This is a genomic window from Rhodoferax sp. (genome assembly GCF_010365055.1).
Taxonomy (GTDB): domain Bacteria; phylum Pseudomonadota; class Gammaproteobacteria; order Burkholderiales; family Burkholderiaceae_C; genus Rhodoferax.
Genome location: NZ_JAAFHA010000044.1, coordinates 1 through 20,266 on the forward strand (window position 1 = coordinate 1; position 20,266 = coordinate 20,266).

At 62.5% G+C, this 20,266-nt stretch carries 14 protein-coding genes; 10 read left to right on the forward strand and 4 right to left on the reverse strand.

The window, feature by feature from the left end; all coding sequences use genetic code 11:
• Positions 1-364 precede the first annotated feature (364 nt).
• Both GZ093_RS11435 and GZ093_RS11440 read right to left on the reverse strand, forming a co-directional pair.
• Entirely contained in the window at positions 365-3,529 is a 3,165-nt protein-coding gene (locus tag GZ093_RS11435; protein WP_296486024.1) for an excinuclease ABC subunit UvrA, read from the reverse strand.
• A gap of 706 nt (positions 3,530-4,235) precedes the next feature.
• Entirely contained in the window at positions 4,236-5,705 is a 1,470-nt protein-coding gene (locus GZ093_RS11440; protein ID WP_296486001.1) for an RNB domain-containing ribonuclease, read from the reverse strand.
• 235 nt (positions 5,706-5,940) lie between these two features.
• Here GZ093_RS11440 and GZ093_RS11445 point away from each other — a divergent pair, with 235 nt between their 5' ends.
• From GZ093_RS11445 to GZ093_RS11480, 8 genes are all read left to right on the forward strand, one after another.
• Positions 5,941-7,137, forward strand: a complete 1,197-nt coding sequence (locus tag GZ093_RS11445) for an MFS transporter (protein WP_296486025.1) — start codon at positions 5,941-5,943, stop codon at positions 7,135-7,137.
• 54 nt (positions 7,138-7,191) lie between these two features.
• Complete coding sequence (gene ssb, locus GZ093_RS11450; protein WP_296486002.1) at positions 7,192-7,695, forward strand: single-stranded DNA-binding protein; 504 nt, start codon at positions 7,192-7,194, stop codon at positions 7,693-7,695.
• A gap of 25 nt (positions 7,696-7,720) precedes the next feature.
• The gene (locus tag GZ093_RS11455; RefSeq protein ID WP_296486003.1) at positions 7,721-8,539 is read left to right on the forward strand and encodes a DUF2189 domain-containing protein; all 819 of its coding nucleotides are present in this window, start codon (positions 7,721-7,723) and stop codon (positions 8,537-8,539) included.
• A 137-nt stretch (positions 8,540-8,676) separates the two neighbouring features.
• Positions 8,677-9,780 carry an efflux RND transporter periplasmic adaptor subunit gene (locus GZ093_RS11460; RefSeq protein ID WP_296486004.1) on the forward strand — a complete coding sequence of 368 codons (1,104 nt, stop codon included), beginning with the start codon at positions 8,677-8,679 and terminating at the stop codon, positions 9,778-9,780.
• 1 nt (position 9,781) lies between these two features.
• The gene (locus GZ093_RS11465; RefSeq protein ID WP_296486005.1) at positions 9,782-13,108 is read left to right on the forward strand and encodes an efflux RND transporter permease subunit; all 3,327 of its coding nucleotides are present in this window, start codon (positions 9,782-9,784) and stop codon (positions 13,106-13,108) included.
• A gap of 33 nt (positions 13,109-13,141) precedes the next feature.
• Positions 13,142-14,428, forward strand: a complete 1,287-nt coding sequence (locus tag GZ093_RS11470) for an FAD-dependent oxidoreductase (protein ID WP_296486007.1) — start codon at positions 13,142-13,144, stop codon at positions 14,426-14,428.
• A 49-nt stretch (positions 14,429-14,477) separates the two neighbouring features.
• Complete coding sequence (locus tag GZ093_RS11475) at positions 14,478-14,702, forward strand: DUF2892 domain-containing protein (RefSeq protein ID WP_296486008.1); 225 nt, start codon at positions 14,478-14,480, stop codon at positions 14,700-14,702.
• A 53-nt stretch (positions 14,703-14,755) separates the two neighbouring features.
• The gene (locus GZ093_RS11480) at positions 14,756-15,046 is read left to right on the forward strand and encodes a metal-sensing transcriptional repressor (RefSeq protein ID WP_296486009.1); all 291 of its coding nucleotides are present in this window, start codon (positions 14,756-14,758) and stop codon (positions 15,044-15,046) included.
• 83 nt (positions 15,047-15,129) lie between these two features.
• Here the strand turns inward: GZ093_RS11480 and mnmA are convergent, their stop codons facing one another.
• Together mnmA and GZ093_RS11490 are read right to left on the reverse strand one after the other, a co-directional pair.
• Positions 15,130-16,284 carry a tRNA 2-thiouridine(34) synthase MnmA gene (gene mnmA / locus GZ093_RS11485; RefSeq protein WP_296486010.1) on the reverse strand — a complete coding sequence of 385 codons (1,155 nt, stop codon included), beginning with the start codon at positions 16,282-16,284 and terminating at the stop codon, positions 15,130-15,132.
• Between the two features lie 52 nt (positions 16,285-16,336).
• Positions 16,337-16,816, reverse strand: a complete 480-nt coding sequence (locus GZ093_RS11490) for an NUDIX hydrolase (RefSeq protein ID WP_296486011.1) — start codon at positions 16,814-16,816, stop codon at positions 16,337-16,339.
• Between the two features lie 188 nt (positions 16,817-17,004).
• Between GZ093_RS11490 and GZ093_RS11495 the strand changes: the two genes are divergently transcribed.
• Positions 17,005-18,651 (forward strand): Re/Si-specific NAD(P)(+) transhydrogenase subunit alpha, encoded by a 1,647-nt coding sequence (locus GZ093_RS11495; RefSeq protein ID WP_296486013.1) that lies wholly within the window; start codon positions 17,005-17,007, stop codon positions 18,649-18,651.
• Between the two features lie 12 nt (positions 18,652-18,663).
• Positions 18,664-20,106 carry a Re/Si-specific NAD(P)(+) transhydrogenase subunit beta gene (pntB, locus tag GZ093_RS11500; protein WP_296486014.1) on the forward strand — a complete coding sequence of 481 codons (1,443 nt, stop codon included), beginning with the start codon at positions 18,664-18,666 and terminating at the stop codon, positions 20,104-20,106.
• The last annotated feature ends 160 nt before the right edge of the window (positions 20,107-20,266 follow it).

Consider the following 20,266-nt stretch of genomic DNA (forward strand, 5'->3'; position numbering starts at 1 on the left):
ATCGAACAATCGAATGGAACTTCACTCGACAAGATGCAGATCGCAAGCTCGGATCACATTATGTTTCGAATTTTTCGTGTTGATGTACTAGTTTGATGGCAGCGTGCCCATGCGCACCTTTTTCCCACCTTCAAACACGCGGCCAAATGTGGCTGTTAGCTCCCTTTCCGCCCCGGCGGGGGTGGAGAGGGTTGGGGTGAGGGGGGGAATACAAGGCCTGAAAAACAAGAACGCCACCAAATGACCAATGACCAACTAACCAAACCCATCAATCAACGCAATTGAGTGAAAAAATATAGCAACAAGCCTATGATGCACGTGGGCTAGACCCTTGAAAGACTCAAGCACACGCGGGTTCAAGGTCTCACAGCAGTCGCTTCAAATAACGCCCGGTGTAGCTCGCCGGGTTGGCCGCCAGGTCTTCGGGTGTGCCGATGCCCACTACCTGCCCGCCACCGGCGCCGCCTTCGGGTCCCATGTCAATGAGCCAGTCGGCGGTCTTGATGACGTCCAGGTTGTGCTCGATCACCACGATGGTGTTGCCGGCATCGCGCAACTGATGCAAGACCTTGAGCAGCAGGTCGATGTCGGCAAAGTGCAGGCCGGTGGTGGGTTCGTCCAGGATGTAGAGCGTGCGCCCGGTGTCACGTTTGGAGAGTTCGAGTGCCAGCTTGACGCGCTGCGCCTCGCCGCCTGACAGCGTGGTGGCCGATTGCCCCAGCCGGATGTAAGACAGGCCCACGTCCAAGAGCGTGTGCAGCTTGCGCGCAATGTTGGGTACCGCTTTGAAGTATTCATGTGCCGCTTCGACCGTGAGGTCCAGAATTTGCGCGATGTTCTTGCCCTTGTACAGCACCTCCAGCGTCTCGCGGTTGTAGCGCGCACCCAAGCAGACGTCGCAGGGCACGTACACGTCGGGCAAGAAGTGCATCTCGACCTTCACCATGCCGTCGCCCTGGCAGGCCTCGCAGCGCCCGCCGCCGCTGGACTGGCTCACGTTGAAGCTGAAGCGCCCGGGGCCGTAGCCGCGTTCGCGCGCCATCGGGACCTCGGCCATCAACTCGCGGATCGGCGTGAACAGCCCAGTGTAGGTGGCCGGGTTTGAGCGCGGTGTGCGCCCGATCGGGGACTGGTCGACATTGATCACCTTGTCAAAGTGTTCAATGCCCTCGATTGCCACATGCGCGGCCGGCTCCTCGTGCGCGCGGTACAGCGTGCGCGCCACCGCCGCGTAGAGCGTGTCGTTGACCAGCGTGGACTTGCCCGAGCCCGACACACCGGTGACGCAGGTGAGCAGGCCAACCGGGAACTCAACATCGACACCCTGCAGGTTGTGGCCGCTGGCGCCAATCACCCGCAGCGACTGCAGCTGGCCTTGCGTGGCCCGGTGCATCGCCTCGCGCTCGGCGCGGCGCACGGCGGCCGGGCTCGGCGCATGGTGCGCAGACTTGTATTTGTCGGGCGAATGCGCCGCCGGTACGGTGGGCAGCCAGCGCGTGCGCCTGGAAGGCACTGCAATCTGCAGCGTGTGCGCCAGGTACTGGCCGGTGAGCGAATTGGGCGTGGCCTTGACCTGCTCGAAAGTGCCCTGCGCCATCACGCGCCCGCCGTGCAGGCCCGCGCCTGGGCCCATGTCGATGATGTGGTCCGCCGCGCGCATCATGTCTTCGTCGTGCTCGACCACCAGCACGCTGTTGCCGATGTCGCGCAGGTGTTTCAGGGTGCCGATCAGGCGGTCGTTGTCACGCTGGTGCAAGCCAATGCTGGGCTCGTCCAGTACGTACATGACGCCGGTCAATCCCGAGCCGATCTGGCTGGCCAGGCGAATGCGCTGCGACTCACCGCCCGATAGCGTCTCGGCGCTGCGGTCCAGGCTGAGGTAATTGAGCCCGACGTCATTGAGAAACTTCAAGCGCAGGCCGATCTCGCGCACGACTTTGCTGGCGATCTCGCCCTTGGCGCCGTGCATTTGCAGCGCGTTGAAATACTCAAAACTGTCGCGCAGGGTGAGGTGGCTGAGCTCAAAAATAGCGCGCGCCTGCGCGCCTTCGCCAATCTTGACGTGGCGCGCCTCCAGCCGGAGCCGCGATCCGCTGCATTCCGGACAGGGCTGGGTGCTGCGGTAGCGCGCCAAGTCTTCACGCACCACGGCGGAATCGGTTTCGCCGTAGCGCCGCTGCATATTGGGGATGATGCCTTCGAACGGGTGCTTCTTGCTCACCTTCTTGCCCGCTGATGAGCCGGAGTCCATGATGTAAATGAACTTGATGTCCTCGTTGCCGGAGCCGAACAGCACGGCGTGTTGCACCGTGGCCGGCAGCGATTCAAAGCCCTGGTCAATGTCAAACTGGTAGTGCGCCGCCAAGCTCTCCAGCATGGCAAAGTAATAGGCATTGCGCCGGTCCCAGCCCTTGATCGCGCCACTGGCCAGGCTCAGCGTGGGGAAAGCCACCACGCGCGCCGGGTCAAAGAAATCATTCGCCCCCAGGCCGTCGCAGGCCGGGCAGGCGCCGACCGGCGAGTTGAAGGAAAACAGCCGGGGCTCGAGCTCGGCAATCGAGTAGTTGCACACCGGGCAGGCAAACTTTGCATTAAATATATGCTCAACTGGCCTCTGGCCCCCGTCTTTATTGGCTGTATTGCTATCTATTTCTACAGCAATCGCGCGCCCGCCGGCCAGGCGCAGGGCGGCCTCAAAGCTCTCGGCCAGGCGCTGGCGCAGATGCTCAAAGTCGGTTTGCGCCTCTTGGCGCGCGGCCTGCGCGGCCGCCATGCTGGCTGAGTCAGCACCGGTGTCTGTGCGGGTGCTGCTAGGGCTGCCGGTGTCGGTTTCGCTGCCCGGCGCGGCGCTTGCCAATGATGTCAGCGGCGCCGGGGCGTGGCGCACCTTGATGCGGTCTATCACCACGTCGATGTCGTGCTTCTCGGTCTTCTTGAGCGTCGGCAGGTCCTCGGAGTCAAATGCCGCACCGTCAACCCGAAAGCGCACATAACCCTGCGCCTGCATGTCGGCAAACACGTCCAGGAACTCGCCCTTTTTTTCGCGCGCGAGCGGCGCCAGGATCATCAGCCGGGTATCAACCGGCAGCGCCAGCACGGCGTCCACCATTTGGCTCACGGTCTGGGACTGCAGCGGCAGATCGTGCACCGGGCAAAACGGCGTGCCGGCGCGCGCAAACAGCAGCCGCAGGTAGTCATGAATCTCGGTCACGGTGCCGACCGTGGAGCGCGGGTTGTGGCTCGTGGCCTTCTGCTCGATCGAGATCGCGGGCGAGAGGCCCTCGATCAGGTCCACATCGGGCTTGTCCATGAGCTGCAAAAACTGACGCGCGTAGGTGGACAGGCTCTCGACATAGCGGCGCTGGCCCTCGGCGTACAGCGTGTCAAAGGCCAGGCTCGACTTGCCCGAACCAGACAGGCCTGTGATCACCACCAGCTGGTTGCGCGGGATATCCAGGTCGATGTTCTTGAGGTTGTGCGTGCGCGCGCCCCGGATGCTGATGTTCTGCAGCTGCAAGGCCCGGCCCAGGTGCTGGCCCTGCGGCTGGTGTGCGGGGGCGGTGGCGTCGTGGGTTAAGTTCAAGGTGAAATCTGGTCGGGGAAACCTGCCATGATAGTCAAAGCGGCTTGGCTCGGCACTTTTGCCTTGACGTGGGCGTGCGATTCAAAGTGAGTGGGCTTCAGATGAAGGTTCTTTTCGGAAGCACTCAGGTGCGTCTATTGGATTGGGGCAGACATCACGGTGGTGGGTGAATCAGCCGGGCGATACGCTTTGCTACGTGTCCCCCGCCCGCTGCGCGGGCTCCTCCTTGACCTCCGCAAAGCGCGTCACCCGGCTGATTTTGCCCGCGGTTGGGTACGCTGGCAGGGGGAATTCAAAAGTTGCCTGCGGTGGGTGTGACGGGAATGGATCTGGGCCGTTGACTCAAAATTTCTGACCCTCACAACGCTAGGCACGGTGATTGGGCTATGCGACCGGGCTTTGGGGTGAAAGGCGCGCGCCTACAAGCGCTTGCATACCCCAGCTTCAATTTCGCGTGTGTTTTCGCCCCAAAACCGCATGCGCATGGCCCAGTCGTCGGGCCGGTTTTATACGCAAAGCCGGGTTTGACGGGCGGCCTTGATTTCTTCAGGGGGCCACATCACCTTGAATCGCACCCCTGACGTGGCGTGCGCCGTGCCGGCGGCCATCCGCAAGATCGCCGCGACCAAGCCGGGGCAGGCGTTTCAACATGTCAGGCACGTTCGAAGTCAATAAAACTCTTCTCCGCATCCACCGCCAGCAACCTGACGCGCGCCGTATCGCCCACGTCCAGCCCTTCAAAACCGCGCACCACCCGGCCTTCGAGCATGGGGCTGTGGATGCGCACAAAAGTGCCCTTGGCGGCAGCGCCGGTGACGATGGCCTCAAAAACCTCGCCAATGCGCCCGTGCAACAGCCAGGCGCCTGCGGCTTTCAGCACCTGCCGCTCGACCTTGCTGGCGTTGTCTTCCTGCAGCGTGCAGTGCTGGGCGATTTCGGTGAGTTGTTCGGCCGAATAGGGCGACGCCTCGCCCGCAATGGCGGCTTTGAGCAGGCGCTGGGTCACCAGGTCGGGAAAGCGCCGGTTGGGCGCGGTGGAATGCGCGTAATCGTTGACCGCGAGCCCGAAATGCCCCAATCCGGTCGCCGCGGCCGCACCGGCCGCTGCAGCGGGTGCGGCCGCGTACTCGCCCGAGCCCAGCAGCTTCACCACTGCCAGGGACAGATCGGCAAAGCCGGCCGGGTCGGCCAGGCGGCGCGCGCTCAGGAAACGGTCAAGCGCCAGCGGATCAGGCGTTTCTGGCAGCTGCACGTCGTGGCTGGCCGCCAGCAGGGCGATGCGGTCCCAGCGGCGCGGCGTCTGCAAGTAGCGGCGCAGCGACGCAAGGCCCTTGTCCGCCAGATACCGCGCCGTCGCGCCGTTGGCCGCGATCATCAGGTCGGCGATCAGGTCCTTGGCGCGGTTCTTCTCGTCGGGGCGCAGGTCCACCAGCTGCCCGTCCTCAAATACCGGGCGTGCGGACACCGTGTTCACATTGAGCGCGCCACGCGTCTGGCGCCATTGCCGCAACTGGCCGGCCAAGGCGTCGTGCAGGCGAAGCTGATCTTCGAGCCCGTCCACGCTGGCCAATTGCGGCGGCGGTGGCGCCTCGCCATCCAGCCACGCCGACACACTGTCGTAGGTGAGCTTGGCGCGGTTGCGCACGGTCGCCCGGTAGACGCTGGACGCCGACACGGTGCCGTCTGCCTCCACCTGCATCTCGACCACCACCGTCAGGCGCTCCTGGCCTTCATGCAGTGAGGTGAGGTCGGTGGACAGCACCTCCGGCAGCATCGGGAACACTCCGGCTGCCGTGTAGACCGAGGTTGTGTTGAAGGCCGCATGCCCATCCACCGCGCCGCCGGGCGCTACCTTGGTGTCGACATCGGCCACCGCCACGCGCAGGCGCGTGGCGCCATCGGGCAGCGCTTCGGCCACGCTCAGTTGGTCCAGGTCGCGCGTGTCGTCGTTGTCGATGGAGAACCAAGTCAGGTGGCGCAAGTCGAGGATGGCGCTGTCGCGTTCTGGGCTGGCCTGGCGCGCGGCCTCGGCCTCCTGCAGGGCCTGCGGCGCAAAGGCGGGCAGCAGGCCCCGGGTGCGCATGGCCAGGACGGCGATTTGGTGAAGGTTGATGGGGTTCATGGGATGCTCGTGGTTGAGTCGCCCCAATGTAACCGCTGGCCCGCTTCCACCGGGTCCCGCGCCTGCAGCAGCACGCCTCGGTCATACCTGCCTGGAAATACAGGCCGCTGGCACAGATCGGGGACAATGACGCGATTTTGTCGGCAGCCACTTTTGGCATGGTGCGTTGGGGAGTCCTGTTTTGTCCAAGATGAATACCGTAGTGGCGGGAAAAGGCGCTGTTGCCGCCTTTGCGATGACGCCGACCGAGTTGCGCGCCAGTTTTTCGCTGGCCAGCATCTTCGCCCTGCGCATGCTGGGGCTGTTTCTGATCTTGCCGGTGTTCGCGATTGAGGCCGCCAAATACCCCGGTGGCGACGATCTGGCCCTGATCGGCCTGACCATGGGGATTTATGGCCTGACGCAGGCCCTGCTGCAATTCCTTTATGGCATGGCCTCCGACCGGATGGGGCGCAAACGGGTCATCATTTTCGGCCTGCTGCTGTTTGCCATCGGCAGCTTTGTCGCTGCCTGGGCGCCCAGCCTGACTTGGCTGGCGATTGGGCGGGCGCTGCAGGGCGCGGGTGCCGTGTCTGCGGCGGTGACCGCGCTGCTGGCCGATCAGACGCGTGACGAGGTGCGCACCAAATCGATGGCGCTGGTGGGCATCAGCATCGGGCTGATGTTTGCGCTGTCATTGGTGGCGGCGCCGATGCTGGTGGCTGTCGTCGGGCTGAACGGGCTGTTTGCCCTGACCGGCGTACTGGCGCTGCTGGGTGTCGCGGTGGTGATCTGGTGGGTACCGGCCGAGCCCCATGAGCATAAAAATATGCCGCGCGGCGGTTTGCTGGAGGTGTTGCGCCTGCCCGCCTTGCTGCGGCTGAATTTTGGCGTGTTTGTGCTGCATGCGGTGCAACTGGCCATGTGGATGGCCGTTCCCGCCATGCTGGTGCAGGCCGGCTTGGCGCGCGACCATCACTGGTGGGTGTACTTGCCCGCGGTGCTGGGCTCGTTTGTTGTCATGGGCGGGTCGCTGTTCCAGCTGGAAAAACACGGTTACCTGCGGGCGGTGTTTCTGGTCTCAATTGGGCTGACGGCTGTCGTGCAGCTGGGCTTGCTGTTGTTGGCCACGACCACGCCCAGCGTCGGGCTGATGGTGGCGCTGTTGTTTGTTTTTTTCTACGGCTTCAATGTGCTGGAGGCGAGCCAGCCGAGCATGGTGTCGCGGCTGGCCCCGGCGCATGCGCGCGGCGCCGCCATGGGGGTCTACAACACCTTGCAGTCGCTGGGCCTGTTTGCCGGCGGCGTGATGGGCGGCTGGCTGGTCAAGCACGTTGGCGCATCAGGCTTGTTCGCGGTCTGCGCCGGGCTCATGGGGCTATGGTTGCTGGTGGCCTGGCCGATGGCAGCGCTGGCCGTGAACGCACCAGGGCTCGCGCCAAAGGCTGGATAATGAAGCCTGAAATCCTGTGGGATAGACCGCAGCTACGTCAATTAAGGAACAACCATGGCATCCGTTAACAAAGTCATTCTCGTGGGCAACCTGGGGCGCGACCCTGAAGTCCGTTACCTGCCCAGTGGCGATCCGGTGGCCAACATCACCATTGCGACCAGCAGCAAGTACAAAGGCAAGACCGGCGAGATGGTCGAGGAGACCGAGTGGCACCGCGTCACCTTCTTCGGCAAACTGGCCGAGATCGTGGGCCAGTACCTGAAAAAAGGCCGCTCCGTCTACGTCGAAGGCCGCATCAAGACGCGCAAGTACACCGACAAGGATGGCATCGAAAAATACGCCACCGACATCATCGCCAACGAAATGCAGATGCTCGGTGGTCGTGAAGGCATGGGCGGCCCGTCCGACGACGATGAAGGCGCCAGTGGCGGCTATTCCCGTCCCGCACCGGCATCGCGTCCGACAGCGCCGGCTCAGGCTGCTCGTGCGGCCCCCGCCCAAGCACAGGCCAAGCCCTCGAGTGGCTTTGATGACATGGACGATGACATCCCTTTCTAAATAGCGTGTTGAGGCGCCTGCGGTCATGAACCAACCCTACGTGCCGCCGCCGCCCGTGGGTCCGCAAGCGCTGATGGTGGCGCTGGGGCCGCGCGATCCCTTTCGCTGGCTGGCCGCCGGCTGGCGCGATCTGCTGGCGCAACCGGGCATCGGCCTCTTTTATGGTGTTTGTTTCTGGCTGATGGCCAGTGCCCTGGCGGCCGTGTTCAGGGCCAGGCCCGAATACACCCTGTCGCTGGTTTCCGGCTGCCTGTTGCTGGGGCCATTCCTGGCCATGGGCTTGTACGAAGTCAGCCGGCGCCGCGAGAGCGGGCTCCGGCCCGATTTCAGAACCTCGCTCACCTGCTGGGCCGCCCACATTCGAAGCATGAGCATGCTGGTGCTGGTGCTCATCGTGTTGGAGCTGCTCTGGGGTCGCGCCTCGCTGGTGGTGTTTGCCGTGTTCTTCAATACCGGCATGCCATCCAATACCGGGGTGATGGAGGCCGTGTTCAACCCCGCCAACTGGGAGTTTGTCGCGGTCTACCTGGCGGTGGGTGGGGTATTTGCCGCGCTGGTTTTTTCCACCGCCGTGGTGTCCATCCCGATGATCCTGGACCGCGACACCGATGCCATCACGGCGGCCATTCACAGCATGCGCGTGGTCTTTGCCAATCCGGGCGTGTTGCTGCTGTGGGGCGTGCTGATCACGCTGCTGGTCATGTTGGCGCTGCTGCCCTGGGCCCTGGGCCTGATCGTGGTGGGCCCCCTGCTCGGGCATGCCAGCTGGCATGCCTACCGCGGCGCGGTCCTCTGGCAGGAGCTGCCGGCGGCGCCAACGCCAGACCCCAGCCTGACTACCTGATTGCAGCTGGTTGCGTCGCGGCCACGCCCGCGCAGCCTTTGGGTTGGGTGGGCTTCTTTCGCGGGATTTTTAGACTCGCCTTGTACTGTGGGGGGTATGTTGATATACTCCGTCCAGTATATTTTTGAGGTCACTCCATGAGCTTGCTTTTATCGCCCTCTGCTGTTCGTTTGACGCGCCGTGCCCGCCGCCTGTTGCCGTGGTGCACTGTGTTGCTGATGTCGGTCGCCGCCGCGCAGGGCGGGATTCAAGTGCCGGTCGCGCCAGCGCAGGTGAAGTCGGTCGGTACCGGCTTTCAACTCGATGGCGTCGTGCAGCCGGTCAAGCAGAGCACCATTTCGGCGCAAGCGAGCGGTCGGATTGCAAGCTTGCTGGTCAAGGCCGGTGACAAAGTGCGCGCCGGGCAGGTGCTGGCCACGGTGGACGACCGCGAGGCCCAAACCGGCGTGCAGAGCAGCCAGGCCCAGCTGGCGCAGGCGCAAGCGAGCTTGCACAACGCCCAGACCAACTTTGAGCGCACGCGCGATCTGCGCGCCAAGGGTTTTGTCAGTGCTGCCGCACTCGATACGGCGGACGCGCAACTCAAGGGTGCCCTGGCCGGGCGTGACCAAGCTGGCGCTGGCGCCCGCCAATCCGCCTTGGCGCAGGGTTTTACCCGCGTGACGGCACCGTTTGACGGTTGGGTGCTGCAGACGCACGCTGAAGCGGGCGACCTGGCGGTGCCGGGCAAACCCCTGCTGACGCTGTACGCGCCGCTGCCGATGCGGGTGGTGGTGCAGGTGCCGGTGTCGCGCTCGGCTGCCGCGCATACCGCCGGTGCGGTTGAACTGCTTGTGCAGGACGGTGCCGGCGCCGGCCAATGGCAGCGCCCGGTGTCCATCAGCACCGTGCCGACGGCCGACCCGGTCTCCCAAACGATTGAATGGCGTCTGGAATTGTCGGCCGAGGCGGCCAAGACCTTGCTACCGGGTCAGCAGGTACGGGTGCGTTTCGCCGGGGGAAAATCCGAACGCATGCTGGTCCCAGGCAGCGCCGTGCTCCGGCGCGGTGAGTTGACGGCGGTCTATGTCGTGTCCGGCACGGGCTTTGTTCTCAAGGCGGTGCGCCTCGGGGCCGATCATGGGTCCGACGGGGTCGAGGTGGTGGCGGGATTGAGTGCCGGTGACCGCGTCGCGCTGGAGCCGGTCAAGGCCGGCTTGGCCGGGGCGCAGGCCGTGGCACCCGCAGCGGGAGCCAAGTGACATGTCCATGACCCCCAAACCCTTAGGCGTGTCCGGGCGCATTGCGGCGGCCTTTCAGTCCAACGCCCTCACGCCTTTGCTGGCGCTGGTTGCGCTGTTGCTGGGCTTGTTTGCGGTGCTGGTGACGCCGCGCGAGGAAGAGCCGCAGATCAATGTGACGATGGCCAACGTGCTGATTCCCTTTCCGGGGGCCAGCAGTGCCGATGTGCAGAACCTGGTGGCACGCCCGGCGGAGCAGTTGCTGAGCCAGATTGCCGACATTGAGCACACCTATTCGGTGGCGCGCCCCGGTCTGGCGATACTCACCGTGCAGTTCAAGGTGGGGGTGCCGCGCACAGAGGCGCTGGTGCGTTTGTATGACGTGCTCAACGCCAACCAGGACTGGCTGCCGCGCGACCTGGGTGCGATGGCGCCGATTGTCAAGCCCAAAGGCATTGACGATGTGCCGGTGCTGGGTGTAACCCTGTGGAGCCGCGACACCTTGTCAGCCTTTGAGCTGGAACGGGTGGCGCATGCGGTCGAGGCCGAAATCAAAAGTGTCCCCGGCACGCGCGAGGTGCAGACCATCGGCGGCCCAGGCCGTGCCGTGCAGGTGTGGCTGGACCCGGTGCGCCTGCGCGAGCGCGGTGTTGACCTGCTCGCGCTCAAAGCATCGCTCGGCGCCTCCAATTTCGGGATAACGTCCGGTGCGGTGCTCGATACCACCGGCAAATCGGTGCAGATGCTCACCGTCGAGACCGGCGAGTTCTTGCGGTCCGAGCAGGATGTGGGTGACCTGGTGGTGGGCGTGAGCAAAGGGCTGCCGGTCTATTTGCGCGAGGTGGCCCGCATTGAAACCGGCGCCCAACTGCCAAAGCGCTATGTCTGGTTTACGCCGGGCGCTGGGACCACCGCGACAGCTGAGGCCAAACCGTCCGCGGCAAACGGTGAGCCCACGGCTGCCGCGCTGCAAGCGGGCAGTGTCTACCCAGCGGTGACGCTCAGCGTGACCAAAAAACCGGGTCAAAACGCGGTGGATGTGTCCCGCGCGGTGCGGGACCGCATTGAGTCCCTGCGCAACACGGTGATCCCGTCCAACATCGAAACCAGCATCACGCGCGACTATGGTGAAACCGCCGCCGAGAAGGCCAACAAGCTGATGCAGAAGCTGGCATTTGCGACCGGCTCGGTGATCTTGCTGGTCGGCTTTGCCTTGGGGCGGCGTGAAGCGGTGATTGTTGGCGCGGCCGTGATCCTGACTTTGACAGCGACCCTGTTTGCCTCCTGGGCCTGGGGCTTCACGCTCAACCGCGTCTCGCTGTTCGCCCTGATCTTTTCGATCGGTATTTTGGTGGACGATGCCATTGTGGTGGTGGAGAACATTCACCGGCACCAGCAGCTCTCGCCCGATGCCTCGCTCAAGGACATCATTCCGCGCGCGGTCGATGAGGTCGGCGGCCCCACCATTCTGGCCACGCTGACGGTGATTGCCGCCTTGCTGCCGATGGCGTTTGTGTCGGGGCTGATGGGGCCCTACATGAGCCCGATCCCGATCAATTCGAGTCTGGGCATGGCGATTTCGCTGGCCATTGCGTTCACCGTGACGCCCTGGCTGGCGCTCAAATTGATGAAGCCGCATCCGCACGCTGGCGCGGAGCATGGCGACGCCCAGACCAAGGGGCTGGGCCCCAAGCTGCAGAAGCTGTTCAGCGGGGTGCTGGGTCCGTTCCTTGAGAGCGGTCGCAAACGTTGGTTGCTGCTGGCTGGCATTCTGGTGGCCTTATTGCTCTCGGTCGGACTGACCCTGGTGGAAGCGGTGGTCATGAAAATGCTGCCGTTTGACAACAAGAGCGAGTTTCAGGTGGTGGTGGAAATGCCGGCGGGCACTCCGTTGGAGGACACTGCGGCCACCCTGCATGAACTGGGCGCCTTCCTGGCGCAACAGCCGGAAGTGCTGAACCTGCAGGCCTATGCCGGTACCGCCTCGCCGATCACTTTCAACGGGCTGGTGCGCCAATACTATTTCCGCTCGGATGCCGATCAGGGCGACGTGCAAGTGAACCTGGTGGACAAGAAGCATCGCAGCGAACAGAGCCACGTGATTGCACAGCGTCTGCGCGTCGATTTGGAGAAAATTGGCATCAAGCACAACGCCCGCATCAAAGTGGTGGAGGTGCCGCCGGGTCCGCCGGTGATGTCACCCTTGGTGGCCGAGGTCTATGGCCCGGATGAAGCCGGACGCCAGCAACTGGCCGCTCGCTTGGCGCAAGCCTTTGCCGCCACGCCCGATATTGTGGGCGTCGACACCTCACTCAAGGAAAACGCGCCGCGTGCCTACCTGCGCGTGCGGCGCCAGCGCGCCGAGTCATTGGGCATCCCGGTAGCGGTTATTGCGCAAACCGCTGCCATGGCCTTGTCCGGGGTCGACGCGGCCTACCTGCACGACGGTCAGAGCAAATACCCGGTGCCGGTGCGCCTGCAATTGCCGCTCGAATCCCAGGTCGGGCTCGATGCCCTGCTGGCGATGCCGCTGCGCGCCGCCAACGGCCAGATGGTGCCTTTAAGCGAACTGGTGCAGGTTGAGCGCGGCGTGATTGACAAGTCCTTGTTCACCAAGGACCTCAAGGGCGTGAGCTATGTGTTCGGCGACATGGCCGGCAAGCTCGACTCGCCCTTGTACGGCCTGTTTGCCATTCGCAGCAAGTTGGCCGATGCCGCCTTGCCGGGCATGGGCGAGCTGGGTGAATACTGGATCAACCAGCCGCAAGACCCGTACCGCCAGTACGCGTTGAAGTGGGACGGTGAATCGCAGATCACCTACGAGACCTTCCGTGACATGGGCGCCGCCTATGGTGTCGGACTCATCCTGATCTATCTGCTGGTGGTGGCGCAATTTCGCAGCTACCTGACGCCTTTGGTGATCATGGCGCCGATTCCGCTCACCATCATCGGTGTGATGCCGGGCCACGCGCTGCTCGGGGCGCAGTTCACCGCCACGTCGATGATCGGCATGATCGCGCTGGCCGGCATCATTGTGCGCAACTCCATTTTGCTGGTCGACTTTATCGAGTTGCAGGTCGAGCACGGCATGGCGTTCAAGGCTGCGGTGGTGAATTCGGCCGCGGTGCGGGCGCAGCCGATTGCGCTGACCGGCCTGGCCGCCATGATCGGCGCCTTCTTTATTCTGGACGATCCGATATTCAACGGCCTGGCCGTGTCCCTGATCTTTGGCATTCTGGTGTCCACCTTGCTCACACTGGTGGTGATACCCGTCCTCTATTACGCCTTGTACCGCAAGCGTATGGAATCGCGCGCAGACGCGAATTCTTCTCTCGTGAACCCTGTGTAACTTAATTCAACCTATATCAGCAGGAGACAAACCATGGCTCATATCGTCATCATGGGTGCCGGCATTGGCGGCATGCCAGCGGCGTACGAAATGCGCGAAATGCTCGCCAAAGAGCATCGCGTCACCGTCGTCAACGCGACCGACTATTTTCAGTTTGTGCCCAGCAACCCGTGGCTTGCCGTGGGCTGGCGCCAGCGCGAGGACATCACGCTGCCGATTGCACCGTACCTGCAACGCAAGGGCATTGGTTTTATCGCCAAGGCGGTGACCCAGATCGACCCGTTGGCGAACCGGCTGACGCTGCTTGGTGGCGACACGCTGGACTATGACTATCTGGTGATCATGACGGGCCCCAAGCTGTCCTTCAGCGAGGTGCCGGGCGCCGGTCCTCTCAAATCAGGTGGCGGTGGCTTCACCCACTCGGTGTGCAGCGTCGATCATGCGCAGGAGTTCTTTGCCGACTACCAGACCTTCCTGGAGAACCCGGGCCCGGTGGTGATTGGCGCCATGCCGGGCGCTAGCTGCTTTGGCCCGGCCTATGAATTTGCCTTCATCTTGGACACCGACCTGCGCAAACGCAAACTGCGCAACAAGGTGCCCATCACCTTTGTCACCAGTGAGCCGTACATCGGTCACCTGGGTCTGGGCGGGGTCGGTGACAGCAAGTCGATGCTCGAGTCGCAGCTGCGCGGACGCGACATGAAATGGATCACCAATGCCAAGACCACGCGGGTGGAAGACGGCAAGATGTTTGTTACGCAACTCGACGACCTGGGGGCGGTCTATAAAGAGCATGAGGTTCCCTTCAAGCTGTCCATGATGCTGCCCGCCTTCAAGGGCGTGGATGCGGTGGCGGCGGTGCCGAACCTGTGCAACCCGCGCGGTTTTGTGCTGATCGACGAGTTCCAGCGCAGCAAGGCTTACCGCAATATTTTCTCGGCTGGAGTCTGCGTGGCGATTCCGCCGGTGGAGGTCACCCCGGTGCCGACCGGCACGCCGAAAACCGGCTACATGATCGAGAGCATGGTGACAGCCATCGTGCACAACATTGCCGACGAACTGGCGGGCAAGCCTGTCACTGCCAAGGGCACCTGGAACGCCATTTGTCTGGCCGACATGGGCGACACCGGGGCCGCTTTTGTTGCCTTGCCGCAGATCCCGCCGCGCAATGTGAACTGGTTCAAGATGGGCAAATGGGTGCACCTGGCAAAGATCGCGTACGAGAAATACTTCATGCGCAAGATCAAAAAAGGCAGCTCGGAGCCGATCTATGAAAAATACATTCTTAAACTTTTGGGCATCGTGCGGGTCAATAAGTAGTTTGACGCGTTAGTTCTTTTTATTTCTTTTTAACTTCAGGAGTTTCACCATGACAGTTCAGCGTTACATCGTTGTTTTTGCAGGTTTGTTCATCATGATTTCATTGGCGCTGGGCGTCGAGGGCAGTCCCTTGTTCGTCAGCAAATGGGCGCTGGCCTTTACTGCCTTTGTTGGCCTCAACCTGTTTCAGTCCGGATTCACCAATTTTTGCCCACTGGGCATCATCCTCAAGAAGCTGGGCGTGCCCGAGTCAAAAATTGGCTGTGCCAACTGAGATTGGGGAAACCCTGCCGGCCCTCATTTTTTTCGTAACTCAAGGGACCAGCCATGACTGTTCTGATCGACGCCGATGCCCGCACCGAGGTGATCAACCGTCTGCGTCGGGCTGAAGGCCAAATTCGCGGTGTGCAGCGCATGATCGAAGAGGGCGAGAGTTGCCTCAAGATCGGTCAGCAGTTTTCGGCCGTGCGCAAGGCGCTTGACAGCACTTATTTGCGCATGACCATGTGCTTTATGGAGCAGGAGTTGGGCAGTTGCTTGCAGCCCGATGAATCCCAGAAGGCCGGGATGGAAAGCATGCTCAAAGACATGGAATCCCTGCTGGCGCGCATGGGTTGATCGATTTTTAAGCCAAATCAGGCTCTAGCCCGCGTACCTTCTGCTTAATACGCTATTATTAGTATAGTGGATGGAGTCCTGAGTCAGGCGACAATGACGCCGCCGCCCAGGCACACGTCGCCGTCATACAGCACCGCCGACTGCCCCGGTGTCACGGCCCATTGGGGCTGGGGAAAGGTCAGGCTGAAACCCTCGCGCGCACCGGCGGCCAAGGTACAAGAGGCGTCGGCTTGGCGGTAACGGGTCTTCGCGCTGAAGGGCCCCGGGGGTGGGGCCGCGCCCGCCACCCAGCTGGCATCCTGTGCCGTCAATTGGAACGATTGCAGCCACGGGTGCTCATGCCCTTGCACCACCCACAGCGTGTTGCTTTCCATATCTTTACGCGCCACAAACCAGGGTGCGTGCTCGCCGCCGCCGCGCTGTGCGCCTTTGGCTTTGAGGCCGCCAATGCCCAAGCCCTGGCGCTGACCCAGGGTGTAAAAGCTCAAGCCCACATGCTGGCCGATGGTGCGGCCTGCCTCGTTCTTGATCGGGCCGGGTTCCTTGGCAATGTAGCGGTTCAGAAAATCACGGAACGGTCGCTCGCCAATGAAACAGATGCCAGTGGAGTCTTTCTTTTGGGCGTTCGGCAGGCCAATCTCCAGCGCAATGCGACGTACCTCGGTTTTGAGCAGTTCGCCCACCGGGAACAGTGTTTTCGACAATTGCGCCTGGTTCAGCCGGTGTAGAAAATAGCTCTGGTCTTTCGATGGGTCCAGGCCCTTGAGCAACTCGAAGCGACCATCGCCGGCCTGGGTCTGCGCCGCTTCGAGCACGCCACCATCCGCGGCCAGGCAACGGACACGCGCGTAGTGGCCGGTGGCGATCTTTTGTGCCCCCAAGCGCAGCGCGTGCGCCAGAAACGCCTTGAACTTGATCTCGGCATTGCACAGGATGTCCGGATTGGGCGTGCGCCCGGCCTGGTATTCGCGCACGAACTCGGCAAACACCCGGTCTTTGTATTCGGCAGCAAAGTTGACGTGTTCAATCTCGATGCCGATCACATCCGCCACGGCGGCGGCATCGACAAAGTCGATGTTGGAGGAGCAGTAGTCGCTGTCATCGTCATCCTCCCAATTCTTCATGAAGATGCCAACGACCTCGTAGCCCTGCTGTTTAAGCAGCCAGGCGGTCACGGCCGAGTCGACGCCTCCGCTCAATCCCACCACCACGCGTTGCCCACTGTGTCGCTTGTTCATAGGGGTGAGATTATCCCTGCCCGCCGGCAAGGAGCGCTGCCTGCGGGGAATCTCAGCTGGCGATGCTGGCGTCGGCCACGACCAGGCCCAAAGGGTAGCGTTTGCCGGCCAGATAGTCTTCGATGCAGCACAGCACCATCGGGCTGCGAAGACGCGCCTTGCTGGCCCGGATGTCTTCCAGTGTCATCCAGAGCGTGCGCACAATGCCGTGGTCCAGCTTGCGCGTCGGGTCGGGTGCGCCGAGCTGGCCGCAAAAGGCAAAGCGCATGTAAGTGATTTCTTCCAGGTTGGCCTGTTGCTGGCGCTGGCGCGACAGGTAGACCCCCACCAGCGCCGTGGGGGAAAAAACGTAGCTGGTTTCTTCCAGCGTTTCACGGCGGCACGCCTGCTCAGGGGTTTCACCGCAGTCCAGGTGGCCGGCCGGATTGTTCAGCCGCAGGCCATCAAAGGTCTCTTCTTCGACCAACAAGAAACGCCCGTCGCGTTCAATGATGGCGGCGACGGTGACGTTGGGTTTCCAGCGAGTAGTCATGCCCGGATTCTGCCGCACGCCTCAAAGGCCGACCCGGAAATTGCGAAGTCATTGATTCAAGTCATGGTTTGCTCGGGCGGTAACGGGGGCAAACTAAGTTAAGCTCTTGGGCGCAGCGTTTGCCGCGGTTCGTGCCGCCGGACAGGCGCCGAAAACGTAGTTGAAAAATCCAATTGAGGAGTCGCTTTATGCAAACTGGCGTACCTAACCAGGCGGTACCGGGAATCACCCCGGCGGCCGTTACCCCCAAATCACCGCAACGAATTGGCGTACCACGCGAAGTCTTTCCCGGTGAAAAACGCGTGGCCACGGTGCCTGAGGCGGTTGAAAAACTGATCAAACTCGGGTTCAAGGTCGCCGTTGAGTCCGGCGCAGGCGATGCGGCCAACTTCAGCGACGAGGTCTACCGCGCCGCCGGCGCAGAAGTCATCATTGGGGCCGCCGCACTCTGGGCAGCATCCGATATTGTGTTCAAGGTGCGTGGCCCGACCACGGACGAAGTCGCGCTGATGCATGAAGGCCAGGCCTTGGTCAGTTTCATCTGGCCGGCGCAAAACCCCGAATTGATGCAGCAGCTCGCCGCCAAAAAGGTGACGGTGCTGGCCATCGACGCGCTGCCGCGCACGCTGAGCCGCGCCCAGAAGATGGACGCGTTGACCTCCCAAGCCGGTGTCGCCGGCTACCGCGCCGTCATTGAGGCCGCCAACGCTTTTGGCCGCTTCTTCAGCGGTCAGATCACGGCTGCAGGAAAGGTGCCGCCAGCCAAAGTCTTTATTGCAGGTGCTGGCGTTGCCGGACTGGCCGCCATTGGCACCGCAGCCAGCCTGGGCGCCATCGTTCGTGCCAATGACACCCGTGCTGAAGTGGCCGACCAGGTCGTGTCGCTGGGTGGTGAATTCGTCAAGGTCGATTTTGTCGAAGAGGGTTCAGGCGGGGGCGGCTACGCCAAGGTCATGAGCGAGGGCTTCCAGCAAGCCCAGCGTGAGATGTACGCCAAGCAGGCAAAAGACGTCGACATCATCATCACCACCGCGCTGATCCCTGGCAGGCCAGCGCCCAAGCTCATCACCGCCGAGATGGTCAGGAGCATGAAACCCGGCAGCGTGATCGTCGACATGGCGGCCGAGCAGGGCGGCAACTGCGAGTTGACCGAGCCCGGCCAGGCGGTCGTGAAGCACGGCGTGACCATCGTCGGCTACACCGACCTGGTCTCGCGCCTGGCCAAGCAGTCGTCCACGCTGTATGCCTCCAACTTGTTTCGCCTCTCCGAGGAGTTGTGCAAGACCAAAGACGGCGTCATCAATGTCAACATGGAAGACGAGGCCATCCGCGGCCTGACCGTCACCAAAGACGGCAGCATCACCTGGCCGGCACCGGCGCCCAAGGTAGCAGCGCCCGCCGCCGTGGTTGCCAAACCGGCAGCCGTGGTGGCCAAGCCCAAGGGTGGGCACGGTCAGAGCAGCGAACCGGCTTCGGGCACCAGCATGGCGATCATGTTTGGTGTGGCGGCAGCCGTGTTCTGGCTCATCGGCGCGAGCGCACCGGCGGCGTTTCTGTCGCACTTCACGGTGTTCATCCTGGCTTGTTTTGTGGGCTACATGGTGGTCTGGAACGTCAAGCCCGCCTTGCACACGCCCCTGATGAGCGTGACCAACGCCATCAGCAGCATCATCGCGATTGGCGCGCTGGTGCAGGTCTCACCGTGGGTTGGCGCAGCCGATCGACCCAATGACTTGATCAGCTGGGTGGCTGCAGCGGCGATCGTGCTCACGGCGATCAATATGTTCGGCGGCTTTGCCGTCACCCAGCGCATGCTGGCCATGTTCCGTAAATAAGGGAGACGACTCATGTCTGCAAGTTTGGCAACGGTCTCCTATATTGGAGCCACAATTCTTTTCATCTTGAGCCTGGGGGGCTTGTCCAACCAGCAAACCGCCTTGCGCGGCAACCTCTACGGCATGGTCGGCATGACGATCGCCGTGCTGGCGACGGTGTTTGGTCCGCAGGTCACCGCCGCCGGTATTCCGTGGATCATCGGCGCCATGCTGATCGGCGCCGCCATCGGCCTGTACGCCGCACGCACCGTGCAAATGACGCAGATGCCCGAACTGGTGGCACTGATGCACAGCATGGTTGGCCTAGCCGCGATGCTGGTCGGGATCGCCACCTTCATTGACCCGACGGCGTCCTTCAAACTGCTGGACGGCCAAAGCATTCCCTTGTCTTCGGCTGAAGAATCGATCCACAAGATCGAAATCTACATTGGTATCCTGATCGGTGCCATCACGTTCTCCGGTTCGATCGTTGCCTTTGGAAAGCTCTCCGGACGCATCGGTGGCAACCCACTGCTGTTGCCGGGCCGCCATTGGCTGAACCTGGCAGGTCTGCTGATCGTGATCTACTTTGGCCGCGAGTTCGTTAACGCCCATACGATTGCTGACGGCATGCTGCCGCTGATCGTGATGACGGTGATTGCCTTGCTGTTTGGTATCCACATGGTGATGGCCATCGGCGGCGCCGACATGCCGGTGGTGGTGTCCATGCTCAACAGCTACTCGGGTTGGGCCGCAGCGGCGACCGGCTTCATGCTGTCCAACGACCTGCTTATCGTCATTGGTGCCCTGGTGGGCTCCAGCGGGGCGATCCTGTCCTACATCATGTGCAAGGCGATGGCCCGGAGTTTCATCAGCGTGATTGCCGGCGGCTTTGGCACCACCAGTGCGACCCCGAAACCTGCCGGTGATGCAGCCCAACCGGCCGGTGAAGTGACGCCGATCAGCAGCGTGGAAACGGCTGAACTGCTGCGCGAAGCCAAGAGCGTCGTCATTGTTCCCGGCTACGGCATGGCGGTGGCGCAGGCCCAGCACACGGTCTATGAGATTACCAAGCACCTGCGTGAAAAGGGCGTCAATGTGCGTTTTGGTATTCATCCGGTGGCCGGGCGCATGCCAGGCCACATGAACGTGTTGCTGGCTGAAGCCAAGGTGCCTTATGACATTGTGTTCGAAATGGATGAACTCAACGACGACTTTCCCAAGACCGACGTGGTCATGGTGATCGGTGCCAACGACATCGTGAACCCCGGCGCCCAGGACGACCCGACCAGCCCGATTGCCGGCATGCCGGTGCTCGAAGTCTGGAAAGCCAAGACCTCGATCGTGATGAAGCGCAGCATGGCCTCCGGCTACGCCGGCGTGGACAACCCGCTGTTCTACAAAGAGAACAACCGCATGCTCTTTGGCGACGCCAAGAAGATGCTCGATGAAGTGCTGATCGCACTGAAATCCTGAAACATTTCGGCATAAGCCGAAGTTAGGCGCAGCGAACAAGTTCTGTCCTCATTAGGTTGAGGCGCCAGCTCTTTTTCCAGGCGATCAAGGTGGGCTCAGCGCTGTCAGTTGAGCCCACTTTTTCCTTTGTTGATTAGGGGAAACACCCTCATGTCAACAT

Coding starts and splice junctions, on each gene's coding strand:
- GZ093_RS11455 (WP_296486003.1), top strand. CDS start 7,721: ATGAACCAACCCTACGTGCCGCCGCCGCCCGTGGGTCCGCAAGCGCTG.
- GZ093_RS11480 (WP_296486009.1), top strand. CDS start 14,756: ATGACTGTTCTGATCGACGCCGATGCCCGCACCGAGGTGATCAACCGT.
- GZ093_RS11490 (WP_296486011.1), bottom strand. CDS start 16,816: ATGACTACTCGCTGGAAACCCAACGTCACCGTCGCCGCCATCATTGAA.
- mnmA (WP_296486010.1), bottom strand. CDS start 16,284: ATGAACAAGCGACACAGTGGGCAACGCGTGGTGGTGGGATTGAGCGGA.
- ssb (WP_296486002.1), top strand. CDS start 7,192: ATGGCATCCGTTAACAAAGTCATTCTCGTGGGCAACCTGGGGCGCGAC.
- pntB (WP_296486014.1), top strand. CDS start 18,664: ATGTCTGCAAGTTTGGCAACGGTCTCCTATATTGGAGCCACAATTCTT.
- GZ093_RS11470 (WP_296486007.1), top strand. CDS start 13,142: ATGGCTCATATCGTCATCATGGGTGCCGGCATTGGCGGCATGCCAGCG.
- GZ093_RS11440 (WP_296486001.1), bottom strand. CDS start 5,705: ATGAACCCCATCAACCTTCACCAAATCGCCGTCCTGGCCATGCGCACC.
- GZ093_RS11495 (WP_296486013.1), top strand. CDS start 17,005: ATGCAAACTGGCGTACCTAACCAGGCGGTACCGGGAATCACCCCGGCG.
- GZ093_RS11445 (WP_296486025.1), top strand. CDS start 5,941: ATGACGCCGACCGAGTTGCGCGCCAGTTTTTCGCTGGCCAGCATCTTC.
- GZ093_RS11475 (WP_296486008.1), top strand. CDS start 14,478: ATGACAGTTCAGCGTTACATCGTTGTTTTTGCAGGTTTGTTCATCATG.
- GZ093_RS11465 (WP_296486005.1), top strand. CDS start 9,782: ATGTCCATGACCCCCAAACCCTTAGGCGTGTCCGGGCGCATTGCGGCG.
- GZ093_RS11460 (WP_296486004.1), top strand. CDS start 8,677: ATGAGCTTGCTTTTATCGCCCTCTGCTGTTCGTTTGACGCGCCGTGCC.